Genomic DNA, 23212 nt, shown 5'->3' with positions numbered 1-23212 from the left:
TTGATTTTAAAAGTGTTATATTTTTGTGGTTAGGTGGGTTTTCCCACTTTTGGGATTAATAAAATCAAAAGTGGGACAAATTATAATGTGCTGTTTACTGCATCAGCTTTGCAAGTTTAGCCAGTTGCTTTTTAGCATGTGCGTTATCAGGTTTAAGCTTTAATACATGGTTATAATTGGTGGTTGCTTGCTTGAGATCACCGAGGTACCAATATGCCTCTGCTAAGCTATCAAAGGTATTGTAACTATGTGGGTAAAGGTGCGTATTAAGTTTAAAAATCGCTAACGCTTCATTGAGTTTATCTTGGTTAATAAGCGAGTAACCCCATAAGTTAATATCGTTTTCAGTAAATTGAATCTGCTCGTCTTTAGTTAATTGATCCGCAGCTGTAATCGCATTTTCATAGCCTTGTACTTCAAGAACTTGCCATAAGCGTTTAATATTTTTCGGTAAACCAAAGCCATTCTCTTGTTTCATTTGTGGAATATAAAAGCCCGCAATTTCATCTACAAATTGCGATGGCATTGCGCCAATTAAGTTGGTTAAGATCACAATCGACATATTATCTTCAGGGTAAACAAAGATACCAGCCCTGTTACCGCCCACAGCGGCTAATGCAGGATGCTCTTCTCGTCCCATAACTGGCCAGCCAAGACTGTAGCTATTTAAGCGTTGATTGAAGCCTTGAGTACGACCGTTTTTTAGTCGAGCCGGAGTCCACATTTGCTGCATACTGTCTTCACTAATAAATTGATTTGTTTGTAAAGCGATTAGCCAATTTGCCAATTCTGTTGCTGTTGAGGCCATACCTGCGGCGGTTTGTAACATTTCAGAAAAAATGGCTTCTCTTGAATTGAACAGTTCGTTGCCTTGCTTTTCATATCGTCTAGCTGAATGTTTTACAACATTGTTGAGATTACCAAAGCCCGCTTCAAGTGTTCTGCTCATTTCAGCCTGCTGTAATTGGTTTTTTTCGATAAATTGCTGAAATGGCATCCCCGATAGTTTGTTAATTAACTTACCAATAATAACGTAATTTGTTTGGTTGTATTTAAAGCGAGTGCCTGTTTCGAATTCTAATGGCTTGGTTTGAACTAATTGCCATGCATCATCGGGTCCTTGATCTGAGATTAAATCAGCAACTTCACCTTTTATTATGTCAGGTAAGCCTGATGTATGGCTCATTAACTCTCTGGTTGTTATAGCGTGCCACTCAGTTGGCAATTCTGGCAGATAAGTGCCAATAGGCGCATTAAGATCTAATTTCTTTTGCTCAACAAGCTGCATCAGCGCCACACCAACAAAAGCTTTTGTTGCAGAATTAATGGCAAATAAAGTGTTGCCATCAACGGCGATATTATCTTCAATATTTGCAACTCCGTAGCTGGCAACTTTAGTTACTTTATTATCTCGAACGACGGCGAGTTGTAGCCCTGGAATATTTCTTTTTTGCATTAACTCAACCACCCATTGGTCAAGCTCATCTGCATGTGCAGAAAAGGCGCAGAAACTGGCTGATAGCAGTGTTATGGTCGGAAGAATTAATTTTTTTGCTAGTTTTTTGCAAGCTGTGTACACGATGTTGTCCTTAGTGTTCATTTTTATCTATTATTTTTTACTTAGATAGTTTTGATGTGAGCACTATAGCGAGGAGCATGCCAATATTTAACGTTTTGAAATTTATAGTTTTTATTTTTTTCTTGGTTTAGGAATTCCCATTTATGGGAATTTCAAATTAAAACTGGGAGTAAATGCTTAAATTAGCTTTCTTCGATTTTGCCAACCTGCGAAAGCTGGTTAAACAAAATGCCCGCTTGGGTACGGTTATAGACATTAAGCTTACGTAAAATCGCTGACACATGTTGTTTGATAGTGGTTTCTTGAATCGACATTTCAAAGGCGATTTGTTTATTCAATAAACCGTCGGCAATCATTGCTAATACGCGGTATTGCTGCGGAGTTAGTTTTTCAAGGTTACGAGCAAATTCGCTTTGTTCGTCGTTGATCACCACATCGGTTAAATCAACTTCGGGTGGTAACCACGTATCGCCGTTGAGTACATGGCTAATTGCTTCACTAATAACATCTAAAGAAGATGACTTCGGAATATAGCCTGCAGCGCCAAGGCTCATAGCTTGTTTGATTATGGCAGGTGTCTCATTGGCAGAGACCATAATGACTAGAATATCAGGGTAGTGGTTACGCAGTTGCGAAAGGGCTTGTAGACCATTTGCACCTGGGATGGTGAGGTCTAAAAATATTAGTTCAATCTCAGGGTGAGCGCTTAACAGTGTAAACAAACCATCAATGTCACTGGTTTCTTTAATATGTTCTTCAGGCACTGATGTCGCGGCGGCTTGGCGCAGTGCACTTCTAAATAACGGGTGATCATCGGCGATTATAGTGTTCACAGCTAAAGACATTCCCTCTATTCTCCAATGCGTTATGTTATAAGTGATTTTGCCTTTTGAAACAAGGTTTGCCTGAGGGAAGTTTCAGACAAACCTTTTCTCACACAAGGATTTAGATTCTATTTTAGAAACGATAACCAACAGTGAAGGCGACAGTGCGAGGGTCGCCGTAGTAACCAATTAGCGTATTATCACCACCTAAACCTGGGGTATATTTGCTGGTATCTGTTGGGTCTGTTGGATCAGGTGCCACGAACTGGTAACCACCAATCATGTACTCTTCATCCGTTAAGTTTTTACCGTAAAGACCGGCAGTCCAGTGACCATCTGTGCTGTACCAAGTAATACCCATATTAAAAATACCGTAAGCATCTTGCGTTAATAGGCTATCTTCTTCGAATAACGCGTAGTCGCCTCTGTGGTAATAGTTACCATTAATTACAAAGTCGCCCATTTCTGTGTACATACGGTATGTTGCACCCAGATTAAAGGTTAAATCAGGTGTGTTTGATACCGTAAAACGGTCTGATTTATCGAACTGCTCACCTGTTACAGGGTCAAAATCAATCACGTTATCGAAGTTACTGTCAATATAACCTATTGATGCATCAAAGCTGAGCGATTCAGATGCTACATAGTTAAGCTCAAGCTCAATACCATCAGATGTTGACTCCCCAATGTTACCTAAGCGTTGGTTTAGATCTGCATCTGTTTCACCGGGTAACACAGAAATATATTGACGATCTTTATGGTCGAGTGAGAATAGGGTGACGTTTGCACGTAAGTTATTGTTCCACTCACTCTTCATGCCGATTTCGAATGAATCAACGATTTCTGGTTTTGCAGCAGGCTCTGCTGTACTTGCTCGTGGGTTGAACGTACCTGATTTAAAGCCTTGTGCGTAACTTGCAAAGAACATGATGTCGTTTGAGTACTGATATTCAACACCTGCACGCGGTGTGAAGCGTGACCATTCTTCTTCATCATCGAGTACCGTCGGTACGAGTTGACCTTCAGGGCGAGTGTAACCAGGGATCCAATCTGACTCTGGATAGACCGTATCAAAAATTAAACCGTTATAAACATTCGCTTCTTTTTTGTCTTTGGTGTAACGCGCGCCCAATGTCATTGACCATTGTTCGTTAAAGTCATAACTACCTTGAATATAAGCTGCCTTACTTGTTGAGTTACTACAGCCACCGGTTTCACGGGTTAAGCTTGGGCCACCTAATGCCTGACCTAATACTTTCAAGATAGCTTGGAATTGACCACATGATTCACCGTCATAGTAATAAAGACCCGAAACCAGTTTGTAGTTATCGCCTTGATGGTTTAGCTGTAATTCATGAGTGGTTTGCTCATCATCGTAAATTGCAGGAACATCGAAAATTTGAATTGAAGTATTATCAAAGTCGATGTTGGTTGGTGAGTAGCTCTCACGGCTTGAACCTACATATTTAATGCTGGTGTAGTCAGTCATATCCCAACGAGCAGTCAGGCTGTAGCCTTCAAGTTCAACTTTGTTCCATGTTGGTAAGCTGGTGTATGAGTCATACACGCTGTCTGGAACTGGTGCATCGGTTAGTAGGCTTGGTAGTAAACGGTAGCCACCTTTTGCGTTTGATTTGTCTTCTGTTTTATCCCACGCTAAGCGAAAGAATAAGTCATCAGTCGGTGTGTATTCCAGTGTAACACGTGCTGCGGTCACGTCTTTGTTGTAGTTTTCGCGGTCTTGGTTATCAAGAGCCGATGTTAAAAACTCACCAAAGCCATCACGGTTAAGCGTTGCAAACCCAAAGCCTACGTAAAGTTTTTCGTCAACAATCGGTAATTGGCCGGTAATCTTTAAATCTTTCTGGTTATAGCTGCCCACAGTCCCCTGTACATTTAACGTGGCATCACCGCTCATTTCTTTGGTGACGTATTTAATTGCACCACCAATGGTGTTTTTACCGTAAAGCGTTCCTTGTGGGCCGCGTAATACTTCGATTTGTTGCACATCAAGTAGGTCAAGCACGGCACCTTGTGGACGAGCAAGATAAACATCATCAATATAAATACCTACGCCTGGCTCATAACCCCAAAGAGGATCTTGCTGACCTACACCACGAATAAACGCAGTAATGGTAGAGTTAGTACCACGACTGGCTTGCAAGGTAGTATTTGGCGAGAACTGCTGAACTTCGGTCATGACGACAATGCCATTTTCTGCCAGTTCTTCAGCACCAATTGAAGTGACAGCAACAGGCACTTCTTGCAGATTTTCAACGGTTTTACGTGCTGTTACCTGAATACGTTCAAGTTCACCTTTTTTTGCTGCAGGTTCGGCTTGTTCTGCCGCTTGAGCACTGACACCTGCCAAAGCAAGTGATACAGCCAGAGTAAGTGGCGCGACTTTTGGGTTAAGCTTTATCATGTTGTATTCCTTGTTATTGTTGTCATTAGTCTTATGGCCACTCACATCGATGTTGCCGAAGACTGAATAAGATTTGCCCGTGTCACCTGTCAGTTAATGTAGAAGATAGTTGCAAAAATTGAATTAGTACCATAGTGCTATACCCACCACAGCCCTTTATTTATCAAGCAATTAAGCTATTTTTAAAGCAGATAGTACCTTAGTGTTATGTATTTTTTGAACGCTTAAGGTAAGACTAAAAGCATTATTCCGATGTCACCTCATCTGTGTAATAACAATAATTATAGGAATGTCTATGCTGAGCATGATAGGACTGTTAGGCGGCTTAATACTGCTGATCATTTTAACGCTGCGTGGGGTAAATTTATTTATCGCTGCGCCAATCTGTGCACTGTTAGTTGCACTTAGTAGTGGCATGGCCATTTTCCCTGTATCGGCAGATACAAACTTTATTAACGCCTATATGGATGGCTTTGCAGGCTTCTTAAGTGCGTGGTTCTTTATGTTCTTACTGGGTTCGTTATTCGGTAAGTTTATGGAAGACACCGGTGCTGCAGACAGTGTTGCAAGCTACATTGTGGGTAAATTAGGTATGAAACACGCAGTTCTTGCGGTGGTGATTGCCTGTGCTGTTTTAACCTATGGTGGCGTGAGCGTCTTTATCGTTGCGTTTTCTGTTTACCCAATGGCATTAAGTCTATTCAAAGATGCAAACTTACCACGCCGTTTTATTCCAGCAACGCTAGCATTTGGTTCGGTGACCTTTACCATGACCTCAGCTGGCTCGCCAGAAATTCAAAACTGGATCCCGGTTAAACACCTTGGTACGTCACCCTATGCGGCATGGGAAGTCAGCTTAGTGGTCGCTATTTTCATGGCGACAGCAGGTTATTTTTGGTTAAACAAGATGATCAAAAAGGCCGTTGCTAACGGCGAAACCTTTGAAGCGCGTGATGATGATCCTGTCATTATTGAACGTCGTCGTCCGCATCCAATCACGGGTGTGATCCCGCTAATCGTGGTGCTACTTTTATCATTTACACTACATGATGTACTGCAGCAAACAGCGCTGATTGTCGCTTTACTTGGTGGTGTACTGAGTATTGTGATTATCAACTTTAAGCATTTTCACGATATGGGTAATGCTATTAATGTGGGTACAACCGGTGCTTTAGTAGCAATCGGTAATACCGCTGCCGTGGTTGGTTTTGGCGCCGTGGCGAAAGTGTCACCAGCATTTACCGCCGCTGTCGATGTGATGACCCATATGCCGGGTAATGAACTACTTGGCGCAGCCGTGGCAGTGAGTGTCATTGCGGGTTTAACAGGCTCTGCTTCTGGTGGACAAGCCATCGCATTACCACTTGTCGCACCGGGTTATTTAGATATGGGTGTGAATCCAGAACAACTACACCGTGTGGTGGCGATTAGTTCTGGAGCACTCGATACCTTGCCGCATAATGGCTATGTGGTCACAACGATACGTGCTATCTGTAAAGAAACGCATCAACGAGCGTATTGGTCAATGGCAGCACTCACCGCGGTCATTCCGCTTATCGGTGTCGCATTGGCACTCGGACTCTTTATTTTCTTTTAAGGAACAGCAATGAAAACCAAATTAATAATTTTGCTATGGCTGGTTGTATTTAGTAGCACTGCGTTTGGCGCCGAAAACAAAGCCGACACCATGCTGGTGGAAAAACAGCATTTTACAACAAAAGATTTTACCACTGTGTCTGGTGTGACTTTAGAGCAAGTGGATATTGGCTGGGAAAGTTACGGAAAACTAAATGCCAATAAAGATAACGTGATTTTAATCACTCATTACTTCTCTGGTACGTCTCATGCCGCAGGTAAATATAAAGCGGATGATGCCTTACCAGGTTATTGGGATGCGATTATCGGCCCAGGTAAAGCTATCGATACGAATAAATACTTTGTGATTAGCTCAGATACCTTAGTGAATGCCAACTGGCATGATGAAAATGTAATCACTACAGGTCCTGCGTCAACCAATCCCAAAACAGGTCAACCTTATGGCTTGGACTTCCCTGTAGTCACAATTACTGACTTTGTGAATGTGCAAAAACGTTTACTAGAAAGCCTAGGTATCACTAAATTACATGCTGTGATGGGCGCATCAATGGGTTCGTTTCAAGCTCTTGAGTGGGCAACGCGTTACCCAGATAAAGTAGAGCGTTTAATTCATGTGATTGGCGCTGCAACGATGGATGCATGGACAGTCGCTGCACTTGAAAAATGGGCGTTACCAATTCGTTTAGATAAAAACTGGCAGCAAGGTAATTACTACGGCAAAGAGCGTCCGTTAGATGGCTTAGCGGCAACCATGCTTAATATTACGCAAGATGCGATGCATCCAATTATTTATAACGCGAGCTTCCCTGACTTTAACGTATTGGATGAAGGCGCGTTAAAAGACATTCGTACCTTGCCTAAGTTAAATCAAGTATTGGCTGGGCGGGCAATGGCGCGTGCGAAAACGCAAGATGCAAACCATGTACTTTATTTGGTCCGGGCATCACAACTATTTACCGCTGGCATGCAAAGCGATTTAACAACGGCACTTAAAAATATCTCTGCAAAAACCTTACTGCTTCCTGCGAGTAACGACTTATTGCTACGCCCCGAAAACATGCGCGCTGTGTATGAAACCATGAATGCACAAGGTAAAGATGTTGCGATTTCAGAAATTGAAGGGGGCTGGGGACACCTTGATGGCATCTTCTCAATCGCCCCTAAAGCGCAGCTTATCAGTGAGTTTTTAGAGGAGTAGCCCGATGAGCAGGACAGTTTTAATTACCGGTGCAGCCAGTGGTATTGGTTTATATGTTGCAAAGCAGCTGGCGATGCAAGGTCACACTATTATTGTCACTGATTTAAATCAGCAAGCAGCACAACAAGCGGCAGCAGACATTGTTGAGCAAGGTGGCAGCGCCGAAGGGTATGCACTCAATGTGGCAGAAAGCACCGCAATAGAGCAGTTTTTCACTGAGCTTAATCAGCCAATAGATGTACTTATTAATAATGCAGGTATTCAGCACGTTGCAAGGCTTGAAGATTTTCCGGCAGATAAATGGCAGTTTTTACAACAAGTCATGCTTGTTGGCCCTGCGATGATGACCAAGGCTGTACTCCCTCGCATGCGTGAGCAAGATTTTGGTCGCATCATTAATATTGGCTCAATCCATGCCATGGTGGCGTCTAAGTATAAGTCGGCTTATATCGCAGCAAAACATGGTTTAATCGGGTTTGCAAAAACCATGGCCTTAGAAACGGGTGATGCCAATATTACAATCAACACGGTGTGTCCGGCGTATGTGAAAACCCCGCTTGTGGAGCAACAAATTGCCTCGCAAGCAAAAGAGCATGGCATTTCTGAGCAACAAGTGATCGACACGATTATGCTGGCACCAATGCCGAAAAAAGCATTTATCGGCTTAGATGAAATACTGCATACCGTTAGCTTTTTAATGGCCGATGCAGCACGCAATATTACCGCCCAAGCAATCGCCATTGATGGCGGTTGGACTGCACAATAGGAGGAGCCAATGGCAGGTTTTGATAAAGTAGTTACAAGTTACAGCGAAGCGATGGCTGGCCTTGAAGATGGCATGACAGTGATAGCGGGTGGTTTTGGTTTATGCGGTATTCCTGAAGGCTTGATTGCGCAAATTAAACATCAAGGCACCCGTGGTTTAACTGTGGTATCGAATAACTGCGGTGTTGATGGTTTTGGTTTAGGTGTGCTGCTTGAAGACAAACAAATCAGTAAGATGGTTGCCTCTTACGTCGGTGAAAACGCGTTATTTGAGCAGCAGCTATTAAATGGTGAGCTTGAAGTTGAGCTCACACCGCAAGGCACTTTAGCGGAAAAAATGCGTGCTGGCGGTGCGGGCATTCCTGCATTTTATACCGCAACGGGTGTCGGTACACCGGTGGCTGACGGTAAAGAAACCCGCAATATTAATGGTCGCGATTATTTATTAGAGCCAAGTATTACCGGCGACTTTGCGATTGTTAAAGCGTGGAAAGCAGATCGCTACGGTAACTGTATTTATCGTCATACGGCGATGAACTTTAACCCGATGGCAGCAACCGCAGGCAAAATTACGGTTCTTGAAGTTGAAGAAATTGTTGAGCCAGGGGAGCTGGAGCCAAGCCAAATTCACACGCCGGGTATCTATATTGACCGAGTGATTAAAGGTGAATTTGAAAAACGCATCGAGAAAGTTACCACCAAGCAAGAGAATCAATAAGGAGCACGCTGATGGCATTATCACGAGAACAAATCGCTAAACGCGTGGCGATGGAACTACAGGATGGTTACTACGTTAACTTGGGCATAGGTATTCCAACCTTGGTCGCTAATTATATCCCTGATGGCATCGAAGTGATGCTGCAATCAGAAAATGGCTTACTCGGTATGGGACCTTACCCAAGTGCAGACCAAGTTGATGCCGATATGATCAACGCAGGCAAAGAAACGGTCACCGCAGCAACAGGCGCAGCTATTTTTAGCTCCGCAGAAAGCTTTGCCATGATCCGCGGTGGACATGTAGATTTAACCGTTCTGGGTGCGTTTGAAGTGGACCAAAACGGCAACATTGCCAGTTGGATGATCCCGAAAAAGTTGGTTAAAGGGATGGGTGGTGCGATGGATTTAGTGGCCGGTGCTAAAAACATTATTTGTACTATGACCCATGCCAACAAGCATGGCGAGTCAAAACTGCTGACTGAATGTAGTTTACCGCTAACTGGGGTTGGTTGTATCAATAAAGTGATCACCGATTTGGCATTGTTAGAAATTAAAGACGGTGCATTTCATTTATTAGAGCGTGCCCCAGGAGTCTCAGTCGATGAGATTATAGCGAAGACACAAGGTAAGCTTATTGTCTCTGAAGATGTACCTGAAATGACCTTTAGTTAGCAATTAAGCTCCTAATTTGACTGAATTTTATACTAAACCCTAGTAATGTGCTTTTTGTTCATGAATTTTATGAGCAAAAAGCCATTTATTATCATCAATGCAACTTACCTCCTAAACATTTCGTTAATCTATCGTTAACACTAAGCTCCAAACCAGATCGCCATTTGCAGTCGGCCGATCAACGACAACAAATAATTATAATCTGGTGTGGAGTAATTCATGAAAGCAAGTAACACACAGCTCGCTTTAGCCGTTGCAGCGGCGTTAGCAAGTACATCAGCGTTCGCACAAAGCGACACTGAACAACTACAGCAACAACTCGATGCACTTCAAAAAGAAGTGGACTCATTAAAAACATCTAGCGGCTTTAACCTAGAATTTGGTGGTCGCGTACAGCTTGATTACAACTATTTCGACGGCGCTTACAATGCCGACAATGATGGCGCTGGAGGCAGCGACTTCTTTCCTCGACGTATCCGTACTTATGTTGAAAGTGAACATGGTAACTGGGATCACAAACTATTACTCGAATTTGCAGAAGGCACAGCTGAAATTGTTCTAGCCCGTGTTCGTTATGCATTCGACAACGGCTTAAAAGTAAAAGCCGGTAAAATTCGTGAAGACATGTCGCTCAATGCGCTAACCAGTTCTAAGCACATTAACACTATTGAGCGCAGCACCCTTGCTAATACCTTCTCACCTTTCTTTCGTTGGGGTATTTCAGCTTATCAATACTTTAAGGACTCAGGCTTACGTTATGCCGTAGGTGTTTACAAAAATGATGCGTTTGGTGCATCAGGCCATGACGAAGACGACAAACTCACATTGGCTGTAACAGGTCGCTTAACGTGGTCAAGTGCGGCGCCTGGTGATGTGATTCATTTAGGTGCTTGGCACTCCTATCGCGATATGGGCGGTAATGATTTAAGCGCTCGTTTTGCCCGCGGTGAAGTGCGTGAAACCAATGTGCGCTTAGTGGATTACGCAGTAGGCGGTGAAACGGCTGCACTCGATAGTATGTCGCAAACAGGTCTTGAATTTGCCTACCAAGCAAATGCTTTCACTCTAGAGGCTGAATATGCCAGCCGTTACCTCGATACGATTGATAGTAGCAATGCATTAGATGGTGAGCGCTTTGATGGTTTTCATGTTTCTGCCAGTTACTTCTTAGGTGGTCAGCAGCGCAATTACAAAGCGGGCTCTGCGTTATTTGTTCAGCCAAAAGGGATTAAAGACGCATGGGAATTGGTTGCCCGTGTTTCACAAATGAATGCCAGTAGTAAAGACCAAGGCACTGACGTAACCACTTATACGTTAGGCACATCCTATTACCTAAGCAGCGATATTAAGTTTATGGGCAACCTGATTTACAGCGATGTTGATGGTGCAGGCGCTTCTTCGCTGGTAGGTGATGAAGATTCAGGTATGGGCATCAGCGCTCGTATGCAGTACTTATTTTAGGAGTCGTGCATTATGACTATGTTTAAATCAATTAAGAGCTCTTTATTAGCAGCCTCGTTATTAGTAACCAGCCCGTTGGCGTTAGCTGACTTACACTTTTTAGTACCCGGTGGTCCAGGTGGCGGTTGGGATACCACAGCCCGTGGTGTGGGTGAAGCCATGGTAAAAGCGGGGATTGAAGATAATGCGTCGTTTCAAAATATGTCGGGTGGCGGCGGTGGCCGTGCGATAGCTTATTTGATTGAGTCGGGTACTAAAAAAGGCGATATGTTGATGGTGAACTCAACGCCTATCGTACTACGCGCATTATCAGGCAAAATTCCTTACAGCTATCGTGATTTAACGCCAGTTGCCAGCATGATTGCCGATTACGGCGCGTTTGTTGTACGTAATGATTCGCCTTATAAAACATGGCAAGACGTTATTGATGCTATGAAAAAAGATCCAAGCTCAGTCAAAGTGGCGGGAGGGTCAGCGCGCGGCAGTATGGATCACTTAGTGGCAGCACAAGCTGTAAAGGCGGCGGGTATTGATGGTCGTCGATTACGTTACATTCCCTATGATGCGGGTGGTAAAGCGAAAGCAGGTTTGTTGTCGGGTGAGGTCAACTTACTTTCAACGGGCTTAAGTGAAGCACTCGAAGTCGCCAATGGCGGTCAAGCGCGTATTTTAGCAGTGACTTCAGCAGATGCTTTACCGGATTATCCTGAAATTCCAACCTTAAAGTCGCTAGGTTACGACATGGAATTCGTAAACTGGCGCGGCTTTTTTGCAACCCCAGATTTACCCGCAGACAAACTAGCTCAGTACACAGAAAAGTTGCGTAAATTACAAGCAACACCTGAGTGGGAAGCGGTTCGTGCACGTAATGGTTGGTTAAACCTGTTTCAAGAGAAAGAAGCGTTTATTAAAGCGCTTGAGCAGCAGGAAGCACAGCTAAAAGTGGTCATGGAAGAGCTTGGTTTTATTCGTAGACTAGGTTAGTTGGGACTTTTTAATGTTAAACCGTGAACTAATTGGACCAAGTTTATTCTTGGTCCTCTTTACCCTTTACGCCCTTGTGGCTTGGCAAATTCCACTCATGCCATTTGAAGAGTATGAAAGCGTTACTTCTGCAACCTTACCAAAAGTGTATGCCGTATTTGGTATTGTGGTGTGTGTACTATCGATTGGTGCCAACTTATTAAAGCAAGCGCCAACAGAAAAAGCAGAGCTACTCAGTAAGGGCAACTTACTACGTACCTTTGCACTTTTAGTGCTAATGGTTGCCTATAGCGCCATGCTCGAGCCGTTTGGCTTTTTAATTGCCACCAGTGCCTTTTTAATTGCTGGCTTTTTTATTATGGGCGAACGCCGTAAAACGGTGTTGTTGTTTGCCTCTGTGCCTGTGGCTGTGGTTTTTTGGTTTTTAATGACACAAGTACTGGGCATTTACTTAGTACCTGGCAACCTGTGGAGTTAAGTTATGCTTGATGGAATTATGTTAGGTTTGTCGACCGTACTCGACTGGAACAACTTGTTATATGTGATTGTTGGCTGCTTTGTCGGCACCTTTATCGGTATGCTACCTGGACTTGGTCCAATTACTGCGATTGCATTGATGATCCCGATCACTTACAGCATTGGTGCTGATTCGGGCATGATTTTAATGGCGGGTGTTTACTACGGCGCTATTTTCGGTGGCTCTACATCTTCTATTTTGATTAATGCGCCAGGGGTTGCAGGGACGGTAGCGTCATCGTTTGATGGCTACCCGCTAGCAAAACAAGGCAAGGCAGGTAAAGCCCTTGCTATTGCAGCTTATGCATCTTTTATAGGTGGGACAATTGGTGCCATTTTACTGATGGTGGCTGCGCCATTATTAGCGAAAGTATCGTTAAGTTTTCAATCCCCTGATTATGTTGTACTAATGTTTTTAGGCTTAACGGCCATTGCCGCGTTCTCTAATAAAGGGCAATTTTTAAAAGCCATGATGATGACGGTATTTGGTTTAATGCTGGCAACGGTAGGGATTGATCCCTCTTCAGGTACTGAACGTTTTACCTTTGGCCAAGCCGATTTATTAGATGGCATTAGCTTTTTATTAGTGGCAATGGCAACGTTTGCGTTGGCTGAGGCACTGATTAATGTGGCGCGCCCTGAGGCTGAGCCAGATAACAAGTTGGATGATCCTAATACGCCAAAAATTGGTTCAACAAAATTAACCAAAGAAGAAGTAAAAGACATGGCTCCTGTGGTTGGCCGTTCCTCTTTACTTGGTTTTATTGTCGGTGTTTTACCAGGGGCAGGGGCGACGATTGCCAGCTTTATGGCCTATGCCACGGAACGTAACCTTGCTCCAAAGGCACTGAAAGATAAATTTGGTAAGGGCTCGATGCGTGGCTTAGCAGCCCCTGAATCGGCTAATAATGCAGCCTGTACGGGGTCATTTGTACCGCTACTGACGTTAGGTATTCCTGGCTCTGGCACGACAGCGATTATGTTAGGCGCCTTAATCGCCTACGGCATTCAACCAGGTCCTATGTTAATGCAAGAAAACCCAAGCGTGTTTTGGGCTGTCATTGTCAGTATGTATTTTGGCAATATCGTACTGCTTATTCTGAACCTGCCGTTGATCCCATATTTTGCTAAAGTGCTGGCTATGCCTAAATCGGTGCTAACCGTGATGATTTTGTTCTTTAGCTTAATTGGCGTGTATTTAGTGTCATTTAACACCTTTGATTTATTTATGATGGTGGGCTTTGCATTGGTGGCATTAGTCCTTAGGTTGCTAGCTTTCCCAATGGCACCTTTGTTACTTGGCTTTATACTTGGCGATATGATTGAGCGAAATTTCCGTCGTGCGATGATGATTTCAGATGGCTCATTGAGCTTTTTATGGGACCGCCCATTAACACTCAGTATTTTCGTAATTTCAATCTTAGTGTTGTTGTTCCCATTGAAAGACTATATTGTCCAACGTCGAAAAGAAAAAGCAGCCACGCAAGCAGAGCAGCATGCGTAGTACAAGGCGATAAGATGAGATACACCAATAAGCTAAACCCATTTCAGCATATGGTTAAAAAGCCAAAGCGCTTAGAAACGCGACTCATTATTTGGGTTACCGGTCTATGTGTTTTACAAGCTGTGTTGTTTGGCGCTTTGGTGTATCAGATCACAGCGCAGAGTCTACATAGTCACATGGGTGACAAGGCACTGGCGTTAGCAACGAGCATCGCATCGCGAGATGATGTACAAAAAGCGTTACTCACACAAAAAGACCACGCAAAGCTTAATATTGAAATAGAGCAAATTCGTGAATTAACGGAAGCAAGTTTTATCGTTATTGGCGATAGCCAAACAACACGTATTGTTCATCCAGATGCTAATAAGCTGGGTAAGCACATGGTTGGGGGTGATAGCCAAGCGGCACTAAGAGGTGAGCGCTACGTATCTATTGCGAAAGGCAGCTTAGGTGAGTCAATTCGCGGAAAAGTGCCAGTCTATTCTGAATCAGGTGAGATAATAGGGCTTGTTTCAGTGGGGTTTTTGGTGCAATCGATTGAGCCGCTCATTCGTGCTCGAAGCGCCGAAATCATGCTTTGGGGCTTATTGTTAGTGGGGTTGAGCATTTTGGCTGCGGTGTATATTGGTCAACGGGTTCGTAATGCTATTTTTGGCTTGCAACCAGATGAAATAGCACGATTGTTCTCTGAGCAAGATGCTATTTTGAATACGGTTCGTAGCGGTATTATCGCCCTTGATCCAGAAGGCAATGTGCGTAACTTAAACCAACGTGCCTGCGAAATCCTTGGCAAACCGACTAGCTGTATCCATCAGCCACTTAAGCTTGAAGACTTACTTCCTGAACATACCGAGTTTTTAATGCATAACCAACAGCGACCGATTGTTGGTTTTGAATTGTTTGCTGCCGATAAGCGTATTGTGTTGTCGCGATATGCATTGCAAGTGCAAGGTCAGGCGGATGGTATTTTGTTGAGTATGCGCCCTGCTGATGAGCTTGAATATTTATCGCAGCAATTAACCAAAGTGCAAGCCTTTGCTGAGTTATTGCGGGTGCAAACGCATGATTACTCAAACAAGCTAAACTTAATTGGTGCGTTAATTCAAATGGGGCAAACGGATCAAGCTATTGAATTAATAGGCCAAGAAAGCAAAGGCTCACAAGCGCAGATCCATCATTTACTCGAAAGGATCCAAGATCCGGTACTTGCTGGGTTACTGGTTGGTAAATACCATAAAGCCCGTGAACTTAATGTAATCCTTGAGCTCAATCCTGATAGTTTACTGGGATCGATCACCCGTAAAGATATGCTGGAACGGGTTGTCTCTATACTCGGCAATTTGATTGATAACGCAATTGAAGCTGCGATTAGAGCCAGCGATACACGTATACCCAAGGTGCGAGTTACGGTCGATGAAACCAGTAAAACCTTGCTGTTCGATGTTGAAGACAGCGGCTTTGGTTTGGGCGATGACAAGGATGTGATATTTACACCACAATACAGTTCTAAGTCAGGGGCAGAGCATGGCATAGGTCTTTATTTAGTTAAAACCAACTTAGATTCGTGTCGTGGTAGTTTAGAAATAGGTGAGTCTGATCTGATGGGGGCACGCTTAAGTGTCTACATTCCAAAATAATAAAAATGATCAGCCTATAAATAAAAGGTAAAGAAGATGACTTATTCGGTTGTCATAGTTGAAGATGAAGTCGAGGTTGCACAGCTGTTAGCGCAATATTTATTACTTCCTCATGGTATTGCAGGTCAACAAGGAGCGCGTCAAACATTACGCCAAGGGCAATATCAAGTGGTGGGTATTGCCGGTAATTTAGCGACAGCCAAAGCATTATTACAAGCAGTTGATGCAGATTTAATTCTGCTTGATATCCACCTTCCTGACGGTAATGGTCTTGAGCTGTTAAATGAGTTGCGACGTAATGAGCTTAAAAGTGAAGTGATGCTGTTAACTGCGGCAAAAGAAGTCGAAACATTGGAAAAAGCCATGCAACTTGGTGCATGCGATTTTTTAGTTAAACCACTTATGCTTAATCGTTTAGATCAAGCTTTAGCGCGCTTTGAAGCAAGACAGCAATGTTTGTCAGATGCAAATGAAGTCACACAATCTATGGTTGATACCCTTTTTGGTTCACAAGAGCAGCAAAAAACGCCTGTTAGATTACCTAAAGGTGTCGATCAGCTTACTTTGCAAAAAATTCTAAAAGCATTTGAAGCGAACCTAGGAACGGATTTTACTGCCCAGCAGATGGGTGATTTAGTTGGGGTAAGTCGCTCAACGGCTCGTCGATACCTTGAATATTTACTGGAAGCAGAAAAAGTCAGTGCTGATCAAAGCTATGGCAGTATTGGTAGACCTGAACGCTGTTATAAAATGCTTACTGGTTAGATAGCGGTGTTTTATTAGTGTGTTCGCGGATTTTATGTGATTTTTACAGCGTAAAATCATTTCAAGCTACTTTAAAAAGTACCACTTATCTTTAGCATAGAAAAATTTTATAAAATTGATTGCATTTTAAGCGACTTCGATGGTGATGTTCGCTTTAAGTAATGCTATACTCCCGCCGAATAATTTTTCGACTTTATTAAGAGTAAAATAATGGCAGATTTATCGAAGTACAGAAATATTGGTATTTTCGCCCACGTTGACGCGGGTAAAACTACCACCACTGAGCGTATCCTTAAGCTTACGGGTAAAATTCATAAGACTGGTGAGGTACACGACGGTGAGTCTACTACTGACTTCATGGAACAAGAAGCTGAGCGTGGTATTACAATCCAATCAGCAGCTGTAACTTGTGAGTGGAAAGGCCACCGCTTAAACGTTATCGATACTCCGGGACACGTTGACTTCACAGTAGAAGTATACCGTTCACTTAAAGTACTAGACGGTGGTATCGGTGTATTCTGTGGTTCTGGTGGTGTTGAGCCGCAGTCAGAAACTAACTGGCGTTATGCGAACGAATCAGAAGTTGCACGTGTTATCTTCGTAAACAAACTAGACCGTATGGGTGCTGACTTCTACCGCGTTGTAGGTCAAGTTGAGAAAGTACTTGGTGCTAACCCACTAGTGATGACTTTACCAATCGGTATCGAAGACCAATTCTGCGGCGTTGTAGACGTACTTGAGAAAAAAGCATACGTTTGGGATGACACTGGTCTTCCTGAAAACTATGAAGTACAAGACGTTCCTGCTGACATGGTAGACAAAGTTGATGAATACCATGAAATGCTTGTTGAGTCTGCTGTTGAGCAAGACGAAGACCTAATGATGGCGTACATGGAAGGTGAAGAGCCTTCTTTAGAAGACATCAAACGTTGTATTCGTAAAGGTACTCGTGACCTTGCGTTCTTCCCAACGTTCTGTGGTTCTGCATTCAAAAACAAAGGTATGCAATTAGTACTTGATGCTGTTGTAGATTACCTACCTTCGCCTACAGAAGTTGATCCACAGCCTCTAACTGATCCTGAAACAGGTGAGCCTACTGGTGAAGTTGCTACAGTTTCTGCTGATGAGCCACTTAAAGCGCTTGCGTTCAAAATCATGGACGACCGTTTCGGTGCACTTACGTTCATCCGTATCTACGCTGGTCGCATGAAAAAAGGTGACACAGTACTTAACTCAGCAACAGGTAAAACTGAGCGTATCGGCCGTATGGTTGAGATGCAAGCTGATGACCGCAACGAGATCTCTGAAGCACAAGCGGGTGATATCATCGCTGTTGTTGGTATGAAGAACGTTCAAACTGGTCACACTCTTTGTGATCCTAAGCACGAATGTACACTTGAAGCGATGATCTTCCCTGATCCAGTAATCTCAATCGCTGTTGCACCTAAAGATAAAGGTGGTAACGAGAAGATGGGTATTGCGATCGGTAAAATGGTTGCAGAAGATCCTTCATTCCAAGTTGAAACTGACGAAGATTCAGGCGAAACCATCCTTAAAGGTATGGGTGAGCTTCACTTAGATATCAAAGTAGATATCCTTAAGCGTACTTACGGTGTTGAGCTAGTTGTTGGTCAACCTCAGGTTGCTTACCGTGAAACTATCACGAAAGAAATCGAAGATAGCTACACGCATAAGAAACAATCTGGTGGTTCTGGTCAATTCGGTAAGATTGATTACCGCATCAAGCCAGGTGAGCCTAACTCAGGTTTCACATTCACATCTTCAGTTGTTGGTGGTAACGTTCCTAAGGAATTCTGGCCTGCAGTTGAGAAAGGCTTCAAGTCTATGATGGAAGAAGGTGTTCTAGCTGGCTTCCCAGTATTAGACGTTGAAGTTGAGCTTTTCGATGGTGCTTTCCACGCAGTTGACTCATCAGCAATCGCGTTCGAAATCGCTGCTAAAGGCGCGTTCCGTCAGTCTATCCCTAAAGCGGGTGCACAACTTCTTGAGCCAATCATGAAAGTTGACGTATTCACTCCGGAAGACAACGTAGGTGACGTAATCGGTGACCTTAACCGTCGTCGTGGTATGATCAAAGACCAAGAAGCAGGCGCAATGGGCGTTCGCATCAAGGGTGAAGTACCACTTTCAGAAATGTTCGGTTACATCGGTCACTTACGTACTATCACGTCTGGTCGTGGTCAGTTCTCTATGGAGTTCTCACACTACGCACCATGTCCACAGAACGTAGCTGAAACTGTAATCGCTGCAGAAAAAGAGAAAAAAGCTGCTAAATAATTAGCCTTTTGACCTTTATAAAAAAACCCGCACTCGTTGCGGGTTTTTTGTTTATTAGGTTGCTGATATAAATAACTTACTGGTTATTCTTTAACCATGTTGCTGCTTGCTTGGCAAAGTAAGTCAGAATACCGTCTGCACCCGCTCGTTTAAATGCAAGTAACGATTCCATGATGATTGCCTCTTCAGCAAGCCAGCCGTTGTCGATAGCCGCTTTATGCATCGCATATTCACCACTAACTTGATAAGCAAATGTCGGAACACCGAATTCATCTTTGACGCGGCGAACTACGTCTAAATATGGCATTCCTGGTTTTACCATAACCATGTCTGCACCTTCTTGAAGGTCTAGTGCAACTTCGCGAATTGCTTCGTCTGAGTTGGCAGGGTCCATTTGGTATGTTTTCTTATCTGCACCTTTTAAATTACCCGCAGAACCAACAGCGTCACGGAATGGACCATAGTAGCTTGAAGCGTATTTCGCAGAGTAAGCCATAATACGTGTGTGGGTATGACCTTCAGCTTCGAGTGCTTCACGAATCGCACCAATACGACCATCCATCATGTCTGATGGAGCAACTACATCAGCACCTGCTTCGGCGTGAGATAAGGCTTGTTTTACTAAAATCTCAGTCGTGACGTCATTAATGACATAGCCATTTTCATCAATAATACCGTCTTGTCCATGCACTGTGAAAGGGTCAAGCGCAGCATCGGTGATAACGCCGAGCTCTGGGAATGCTTCTTTTAATGCGCGTACAGTTCGTTGCGCAAGTGCATCAGGGTTGTAAGCTTCTTCAGCGAGCAGAGATTTTTTATCGCTTGGAGTCACAGGGAAAATAGCAACTGCGGGAATACCTAAATCCACTAGTTCTTTGGCTTCTTCTAGTAATAGGTCAATTGAGAGGCGATCAACACCAGGCATCGATTCAACCGCTTCACGACGGTTTTTACCCTCTAATACAAATACAGGGAAAATAAGGTCATTGACGGTAAGTTGGTTTTCAGCCATTAGGCGACGAGAGAAATCATCACGGCGCATACGGCGCATGCGTGTATAAGGAAAGAGGTCGAGTCCTGATTGGGCCATTCTTTAATGCTCCTAGTCTGGTAGAGGATAACTAACTACACGATTTCGGCCTGATTGCTTGGCATGATAAAGGGCTTTGTCGGCATAGTCAGTGAATAAATTTGGGTTATTTATATCTTCAGCAATTGCGCTGTAAACGCCTGCACTTAATGTAAATTTAATCGTTGTTCCGGCGACTATTATATCAGTGTTCTGAGCCGCTTTGCGTATTTGCTCAGCAATTTCTAATGCGCCTCTATGAGGGGTGTTGGGCAACAGCACAACAAATTCTTCCCCGCCATATCTTGCTACATCATCAAGAGGACGTTTTAAGTGGGCTTTTATAATATTTGCAGCAGCCTGAATTGTTTGATCCCCTGTTAAATGTCCATAGTTGTCATTAATCGCTTTAAAGTGATCAATATCGAACATAATAATACTTAAGGGGGTTTGTTCGCGTCTCGAGCGGCGTATATCCATCAATAGCTTTTTATCAAAGTAACGACGGTTTTTTGTTTTTGTTAATGCATCTTCCATATTGAGCTGCTCAAGGGCTCGGTTTTTCTCTTCAAGCTCTCTTAATGTTACTTGTAACTCAAATGTACGTTCTTCGATGTTGCTTTCTAAGTCTTGCCTCGCTTGCTCTTGTATCGCTAAACGCTCACGCATGAGGGTGTCTTGGGCTTTACTTTCGGCAAGGGCATTTTGTTGAGCACTTACTTCAGCGTCTCGCTGCATTAAAAACATTTTTATCACGGCGTAACTCAAACTAAGGCTACATATTAAGAAGCACACAAAGGTGAGTGATAACACGCCAATGTTTAAATCAAAGGGATTAAATACACCTAAGGCACTGTAAATAATGGCACAGAAAAAAGCGTTGATTGCAATCAAGTAAGCGATAGAAGGCTGCGTGTACTGATAATTATAGTGTTTAACTGATATGGCAGCAATTAAGCTAAGAAAAATGGGTAAACTTAATAAACATAGCGACAGAGCGATATGAACGGGTACAAACCACGTGAACAGGGTGAGTAGCATTATTGCATACCCTAACCCATGTATAAGCCGACGCTTAGCTGGACCAAAAATAGCCTGTTGCAGTGGTGCAAATAAAGCGCTACTTATAAACAGCAAGCTAGGAATAGCGAGTTGCTGGAATGAGATGCCATCAGGCTGTAAGTAGCGATAACCATAGCCGTATAAGTAAGCGAGTGTGAGCCAAAGCAAAGTGAGTAATATGCCTGTATAAGCAAAATAATGTCGCCTAGAAAACCCATATAAAACAAAGCTTGTTATGGCGAGCGACAAGATAAAACCAACCAGCAAACCATACAGTAAGTTAAACTTCGTTTTATGTTTTAGATACTCGTTTGGTGACCATAAACTTAAAGGGATACGCAGTCCTGCATCATTCTTTACTTGTAAATAGACCGTAGTATGACTTGCTTTAGGGAGTGTGAGCGATACTAGCAAAGACTCACTCTTTATTTGCCGATTAGCAAGCGGTAATGCATCGCCTATCTTTGTCACAAAAATAGTTTTAGTGCCTTGAGTATGCAGTACATTAACTTCATCTAAGAGGGGGTTATCAATAGATAAAATAACGGGTATATCTGTAAGGGAAGTATTATTTATTGCGAGTTTTACCCAGACAGGAGTTAAGTTCATACCTAAATTAAGGGATGTTCCATCACTGTCTAGCCACTCTATTTGATTGTTATTAAGAATCTGTTGTTCAGTGCTAGGCGCAAGGGTGTACTCAACATTTAAAAGCTGCTGAGACTTGAAATCAATGCCAACATTAATAGGATTAGCCACTAAATAGGGACTGAATAAAACAACAAAGAGTACGCTACACAGTGACCATAGGCGTGTCATTTTAGCCCCTAATGGAAAATAATTGCTGAAAGTTGAGTGTAGTTTGTTTTGCCACCTCAGTAAATTCGCAGCCTTTTAAATCAGCAATTTGCTGACAGATATAGGTTAAATAACTAGGTTCATTACGACGCGATTTTGGTTTCGGTTTTATTGTTCTTGGAAGTAAAAAAGGTGCGTCTGTTTCAATCAACAAGCGCTCTAAAGGTATGCTAGGTATTAATGATTGTAATTGCTCTCCTCTGCGCTCATCACACACCCAGCCAGTAACGCCAATATAAAGACCTTTCTCTAAGTAACGTTGTAGTGCAAACTCATCACCAGTAAAGCAGTGAAGCACTCCTTTTACACTATACTCACTAAGTATTGCGAGCATATCCTTGCTTGCATCGCGCTCGTGTAAATAGACTGGCATATTAAGTGTTTCAGCAAGAGCGAGTTGTCTTCTGAATACAGTACGTTGTACATCGCGAGGTGAAAAATCACGGTTATAATCGAGTCCACACTCACCAATAGCAACGACTTCTGGGTGACTTGCTAGTAAGGTTAGCTGCTGTTCTAAAGCTGTATCAGCCGTTTTTGCATCATGGGGATGAATACCTGAGGTGCACAGCAGGGAGTGGCGTTTTGCAAGTTCTAATGATGCTTGGCTGCTCTGTAAATCACAGCCAATCAATAGCATCTGTTTTACTCCGGCTTGAGCTGCACGTTGTAACACTTCATCATGATGCTCATCAAATTGATGATTGCTTAAGTTGACGCCAGCATCAACAAGCTCAATAGTCATTAGTTAGTACGTTTTACGCGAATAGAGCGATTTTGGCCTTTGATTTTCAATAAGAAAGAGTTGAAAACACCACGTTCAATTATCACTGTGTCATTTGCTTTTAAGCGCATACGATCAGAGCCTACTTGACGCCATTGCTGACCGTTATCAAGCTCAATAATGAGTTCACCATAAGCAGCCTGTTCAACACTTTTAACAACCGCGCTGATTTCGTCATCGTTCTCTTTTGTGACTTCTTTGTGCTCTAAACCAAAGTTGTCATTTTTCGCTTGGATAGGTTGTTGAGTAGGTGCTGCCGCTACAACCGCTTTAGTATCCGTAGCAGAAGAGCTGGTTGCGGCAGGTTTTTCTAGCTGTTTTTTGGCTGCAGGCTTTGTTAGTGATTTACCTGCCATGATGTTGTCGTAGCAAAGTAAACGATTAAAATCATTTTCAACGAAAGTGCAGGCTTGAAGTGCTTGGATATTTACTTCGTTAGCGTGCGCAGTGCCAGTAATCGTGAAAAGTGCAACGATGGGAATGAGTTGTTTTTTCATT

Annotated in this window: 19 protein-coding genes; 12 read left to right on the top strand and 7 right to left on the bottom strand. The window is 43.2% G+C overall.

Annotation, left to right across the window (positions count from 1 at the left end):
* Positions 1–94: 94 nt before the first annotated feature.
* From L3Q70_RS16125 to L3Q70_RS16115, 3 genes are all read right to left on the bottom strand, one after another.
* Complete coding sequence (locus tag L3Q70_RS16125; protein WP_237114592.1) at positions 95–1600, bottom strand: beta-lactamase family protein; 1506 nt, start codon at positions 1598–1600, stop codon at positions 95–97.
* Positions 1601–1761: 161 nt separating this feature from the next.
* Positions 1762–2424: a response regulator transcription factor gene (locus L3Q70_RS16120; RefSeq protein ID WP_054562939.1), complete on the bottom strand. Its 663-nt coding sequence runs from the start codon at positions 2422–2424 to the stop codon at positions 1762–1764.
* Positions 2425–2536: 112 nt separating this feature from the next.
* Positions 2537–4828 carry a TonB-dependent receptor gene (locus L3Q70_RS16115; RefSeq protein ID WP_237114591.1) on the bottom strand — a complete coding sequence of 764 codons (2292 nt, stop codon included), beginning with the start codon at positions 4826–4828 and terminating at the stop codon, positions 2537–2539.
* Between the two features lie 295 nt (positions 4829–5123).
* Between L3Q70_RS16115 and L3Q70_RS16110 the strand changes: the two genes are divergently transcribed.
* The 12 genes from L3Q70_RS16110 (at position 5124) to fusA (ending at position 18941) form a co-directional block, all read left to right on the top strand.
* Positions 5124–6425, top strand: a complete 1302-nt coding sequence (locus L3Q70_RS16110) for a GntP family permease (protein WP_062567503.1) — start codon at positions 5124–5126, stop codon at positions 6423–6425.
* Positions 6426–6434: 9 nt separating this feature from the next.
* Complete coding sequence (locus L3Q70_RS16105) at positions 6435–7622, top strand: homoserine O-acetyltransferase (RefSeq protein ID WP_237114590.1); 1188 nt, start codon at positions 6435–6437, stop codon at positions 7620–7622.
* 4 nt (positions 7623–7626) lie between these two features.
* Positions 7627–8388 (top strand): 3-hydroxybutyrate dehydrogenase, encoded by a 762-nt coding sequence (locus L3Q70_RS16100; protein ID WP_062567505.1) that lies wholly within the window; start codon positions 7627–7629, stop codon positions 8386–8388.
* A gap of 9 nt (positions 8389–8397) precedes the next feature.
* Entirely contained in the window at positions 8398–9105 is a 708-nt protein-coding gene (locus L3Q70_RS16095) for a CoA transferase subunit A (RefSeq protein WP_119853699.1), read from the top strand.
* Positions 9106–9116: 11 nt separating this feature from the next.
* A complete protein-coding gene (locus L3Q70_RS16090; RefSeq protein ID WP_193987998.1) occupies positions 9117–9776 on the top strand; it encodes a CoA transferase subunit B in 660 nt (219 codons plus the stop codon).
* Positions 9777–9995: 219 nt separating this feature from the next.
* Positions 9996–11237, top strand: coding sequence for a porin (locus L3Q70_RS16085; protein WP_062567508.1), 1242 nt, complete (start codon positions 9996–9998; stop codon positions 11235–11237).
* Between the two features lie 18 nt (positions 11238–11255).
* Complete coding sequence (locus L3Q70_RS16080) at positions 11256–12221, top strand: tripartite tricarboxylate transporter substrate-binding protein (RefSeq protein WP_062567551.1); 966 nt, start codon at positions 11256–11258, stop codon at positions 12219–12221.
* Between the two features lie 13 nt (positions 12222–12234).
* Positions 12235–12699: a tripartite tricarboxylate transporter TctB family protein gene (locus L3Q70_RS16075; protein WP_062567509.1), complete on the top strand. Its 465-nt coding sequence runs from the start codon at positions 12235–12237 to the stop codon at positions 12697–12699.
* Positions 12700–12702: 3 nt separating this feature from the next.
* Complete coding sequence (locus L3Q70_RS16070) at positions 12703–14241, top strand: tripartite tricarboxylate transporter permease (protein ID WP_062567510.1); 1539 nt, start codon at positions 12703–12705, stop codon at positions 14239–14241.
* A 14-nt stretch (positions 14242–14255) separates the two neighbouring features.
* A complete protein-coding gene (locus L3Q70_RS16065; protein ID WP_062567511.1) occupies positions 14256–15878 on the top strand; it encodes a sensor histidine kinase in 1623 nt (540 codons plus the stop codon).
* Between the two features lie 36 nt (positions 15879–15914).
* Complete coding sequence (locus L3Q70_RS16060; protein WP_237114589.1) at positions 15915–16643, top strand: response regulator; 729 nt, start codon at positions 15915–15917, stop codon at positions 16641–16643.
* Positions 16644–16853: 210 nt separating this feature from the next.
* Positions 16854–18941: an elongation factor G gene (gene fusA / locus L3Q70_RS16055; RefSeq protein ID WP_062567513.1), complete on the top strand. Its 2088-nt coding sequence runs from the start codon at positions 16854–16856 to the stop codon at positions 18939–18941.
* A 76-nt stretch (positions 18942–19017) separates the two neighbouring features.
* On the opposite strand, the gene hemB is transcribed toward fusA, so the two are convergent.
* From hemB to L3Q70_RS16035, 4 genes are read right to left on the bottom strand one after another with little or no spacing between them, the layout of a single operon-like run.
* Entirely contained in the window at positions 19018–20031 is a 1014-nt protein-coding gene (gene hemB, locus L3Q70_RS16050; RefSeq protein ID WP_237114588.1) for a porphobilinogen synthase, read from the bottom strand.
* Positions 20032–20043: 12 nt separating this feature from the next.
* A complete protein-coding gene (locus L3Q70_RS16045; protein ID WP_237114587.1) occupies positions 20044–21891 on the bottom strand; it encodes a diguanylate cyclase in 1848 nt (615 codons plus the stop codon).
* Position 21892: 1 nt separating this feature from the next.
* On the bottom strand, positions 21893–22675 hold the full coding sequence (locus L3Q70_RS16040) for a TatD family hydrolase (RefSeq protein WP_062567516.1): 783 nt from the start codon (positions 22673–22675) through the stop codon (positions 21893–21895).
* A complete protein-coding gene (locus L3Q70_RS16035) occupies positions 22675–23211 on the bottom strand; it encodes a hypothetical protein (RefSeq protein ID WP_062567517.1) in 537 nt (178 codons plus the stop codon). The genes L3Q70_RS16040 and L3Q70_RS16035 overlap by 1 nt, the downstream gene beginning before the upstream one ends.
* Position 23212: the final 1 nt, after the last annotated feature.

The organism is Pseudoalteromonas sp. CF6-2 (assembly GCF_021729425.1).
GTDB lineage: Bacteria > Pseudomonadota > Gammaproteobacteria > Enterobacterales > Alteromonadaceae > Pseudoalteromonas > Pseudoalteromonas arabiensis.
Note: the sequence above shows the minus strand (reverse complement) of the source record. Positions and strands in the feature narration are given on the sequence as shown.

Excerpts from the sequence above, each read along its gene's own strand:
- L3Q70_RS16125 (WP_237114592.1), bottom strand. The coding sequence starts at position 1,600 with ATGAACACTAAGGACAACATCGTGTACACAGCTTGCAAAAAACTAGCA.
- L3Q70_RS16120 (WP_054562939.1), bottom strand. The coding sequence starts at position 2,424 with ATGTCTTTAGCTGTGAACACTATAATCGCCGATGATCACCCGTTATTT.
- L3Q70_RS16065 (WP_062567511.1), top strand. The coding sequence starts at position 14,256 with ATGAGATACACCAATAAGCTAAACCCATTTCAGCATATGGTTAAAAAG.
- L3Q70_RS16090 (WP_193987998.1), top strand. The coding sequence starts at position 9,117 with ATGGCATTATCACGAGAACAAATCGCTAAACGCGTGGCGATGGAACTA.
- L3Q70_RS16070 (WP_062567510.1), top strand. The coding sequence starts at position 12,703 with ATGCTTGATGGAATTATGTTAGGTTTGTCGACCGTACTCGACTGGAAC.
- L3Q70_RS16110 (WP_062567503.1), top strand. The coding sequence starts at position 5,124 with ATGCTGAGCATGATAGGACTGTTAGGCGGCTTAATACTGCTGATCATT.
- L3Q70_RS16100 (WP_062567505.1), top strand. The coding sequence starts at position 7,627 with ATGAGCAGGACAGTTTTAATTACCGGTGCAGCCAGTGGTATTGGTTTA.
- L3Q70_RS16060 (WP_237114589.1), top strand. The coding sequence starts at position 15,915 with ATGACTTATTCGGTTGTCATAGTTGAAGATGAAGTCGAGGTTGCACAG.
- L3Q70_RS16105 (WP_237114590.1), top strand. The coding sequence starts at position 6,435 with ATGAAAACCAAATTAATAATTTTGCTATGGCTGGTTGTATTTAGTAGC.
- fusA (WP_062567513.1), top strand. The coding sequence starts at position 16,854 with ATGGCAGATTTATCGAAGTACAGAAATATTGGTATTTTCGCCCACGTT.
- L3Q70_RS16080 (WP_062567551.1), top strand. The coding sequence starts at position 11,256 with ATGTTTAAATCAATTAAGAGCTCTTTATTAGCAGCCTCGTTATTAGTA.
- hemB (WP_237114588.1), bottom strand. The coding sequence starts at position 20,031 with ATGGCCCAATCAGGACTCGACCTCTTTCCTTATACACGCATGCGCCGT.
- L3Q70_RS16035 (WP_062567517.1), bottom strand. The coding sequence starts at position 23,211 with ATGAAAAAACAACTCATTCCCATCGTTGCACTTTTCACGATTACTGGC.
- L3Q70_RS16095 (WP_119853699.1), top strand. The coding sequence starts at position 8,398 with ATGGCAGGTTTTGATAAAGTAGTTACAAGTTACAGCGAAGCGATGGCT.
- L3Q70_RS16045 (WP_237114587.1), bottom strand. The coding sequence starts at position 21,891 with ATGACACGCCTATGGTCACTGTGTAGCGTACTCTTTGTTGTTTTATTC.
- L3Q70_RS16075 (WP_062567509.1), top strand. The coding sequence starts at position 12,235 with ATGTTAAACCGTGAACTAATTGGACCAAGTTTATTCTTGGTCCTCTTT.
- L3Q70_RS16040 (WP_062567516.1), bottom strand. The coding sequence starts at position 22,675 with ATGACTATTGAGCTTGTTGATGCTGGCGTCAACTTAAGCAATCATCAA.
- L3Q70_RS16115 (WP_237114591.1), bottom strand. The coding sequence starts at position 4,828 with ATGATAAAGCTTAACCCAAAAGTCGCGCCACTTACTCTGGCTGTATCA.
- L3Q70_RS16085 (WP_062567508.1), top strand. The coding sequence starts at position 9,996 with ATGAAAGCAAGTAACACACAGCTCGCTTTAGCCGTTGCAGCGGCGTTA.